General features: G+C 54.4%; 3 protein-coding genes. 2 read left to right on the top strand and 1 reads right to left on the bottom strand.

Features of this window, described 5'->3' with window-relative positions:
- Positions 1 to 135 (bottom strand): transposase (locus ROG8370_RS19815; RefSeq protein WP_139838250.1); only part of this gene is annotated, 135 nt, incomplete at its 3' end.
- Positions 136 to 452: 317 nt separating this feature from the next.
- Here ROG8370_RS19815 and ROG8370_RS19810 point away from each other — a divergent pair.
- Positions 453 to 845 carry a nuclear transport factor 2 family protein gene (locus ROG8370_RS19810; protein WP_085828827.1) on the top strand — a complete coding sequence of 131 codons (393 nt, stop codon included), beginning with the start codon at positions 453 to 455 and terminating at the stop codon, positions 843 to 845.
- Between the two features lie 191 nt (positions 846 to 1,036).
- Positions 1,037 to 1,355: hypothetical protein (locus ROG8370_RS20825; protein ID WP_212580143.1), on the top strand; the 319-nt coding region annotated here is incomplete at its 3' end.

Here is a 1,355-nt window from a genome sequence, read left to right as displayed (position 1 = left end):
TCGTTTCCATGTGCTCACCTGCGTCGGATGCAATTGCCGCTTGGCCGCGATCTCCTGCACCGTCTTGTCACCGCGCAGCGCCTCAAGCGCCACAGCAGCTTTAAACTTGTCTGAAAAGTTCCGTCGCCTTGTCATTCTCGTATCCACTCCTGCGCGGTGGATACATCTTAGCACGCTGTCCAAATTTGCCCGACCACTTCAGTCCGAGATTCGGGCCGCACCGCTGAAAGCGTTGAATTTTCTGTGTTTCGGGAATGGCTGCTTCCGGGGCGCAGTCCAGGCTTGCCCCGCTGCACCGCCGCAAGTCAGCTCTGAGCCCAGTGTGCCTGCTTTCTTTTATGTTTCGAATGGCGGCTATCTCACGCAATGTCCAACGGAGCGCGGCAAATTGCACTGGACGAAAGATGGGGACATGCCATGATGCACGCATTTTAATGGGGAAAGGAAAGGCAATGATTGACGCACAAGCAGTGGCTAAAATGGCGGCAGATTACACCGCAGCCTGGAACTCTAAGTCCGCAGAGGCGGTAGCCTCATTCTATGCAGAAGATGGCGAAATCATTATAAACAATGGCGACCCATGGAGCGGTCGGTCTCGCGTTCAGGACATGGCGGCAGGCTTTTATGCGGATGTCCCAGATTTAGCGCTTACCTGTGATGATCTGCGTTGTGCCGGAAATCATGTGATTTTCGTTTGGACATTCACAGGGCACGATGCGACCAGTGGAAATCCGCTTAACATTCGGGGTTGGGAAGAATGGGAAGTAGGTGACGACCTCAAGGTAAAGGCTTCACGCGGGTGGTTTGATGCGGAGGATTATGGACGGCAGGCCGAAGGCACGTAGGCACATTATGCACTGCAAAGGCACGCTTTTACGCGCCTGCAATAGTTGAGATGGGCTATCTGGTGACCGTTCGGAAAGCCGCAAGTCGGCGATGCCAGTTCAAATGCAGCTAAGTCTGGCAACTCGGTCATAGACCCTCCAAGCTTTGCTGCGCCCACAACGAATGGCCGCTTTTAAGGCAGCGTTGCAGCGTGGCGCTTGGATCAATCAAGGCAACTTTTTTGCTGCATGAGCGAAGGGCGCGATTTCAATCCGGCGGCTCTGGGCTCAAAGCGGTCATGCGGCACCGCAGAGTGATGCTCCGTTTGAAGCTTGCTTTAATGTCAGATTCTGATGTTACAGCATGGTTGGCTCGCACTTGCGGCGAAGGTCCGGAATCCGCCGATTCTGTGGAAAAACAACGTGTTGCTGTTGCAGAAAGTGTGGTTCTGAACAGAGCGCGAGCGCCTTTTCTATCAGGCTTTGCGCGTTTGCTGCGGTGCAGGAAGGATCTTGGCCAGTTTGCGGAGG

The organism is Roseovarius gaetbuli (assembly GCF_900172365.1).
In the GTDB taxonomy this organism is placed as follows: Bacteria; Pseudomonadota; Alphaproteobacteria; order Rhodobacterales; family Rhodobacteraceae; genus Roseovarius; species Roseovarius gaetbuli.
This window is presented reverse-complemented; position numbering and strand designations above follow the sequence as displayed.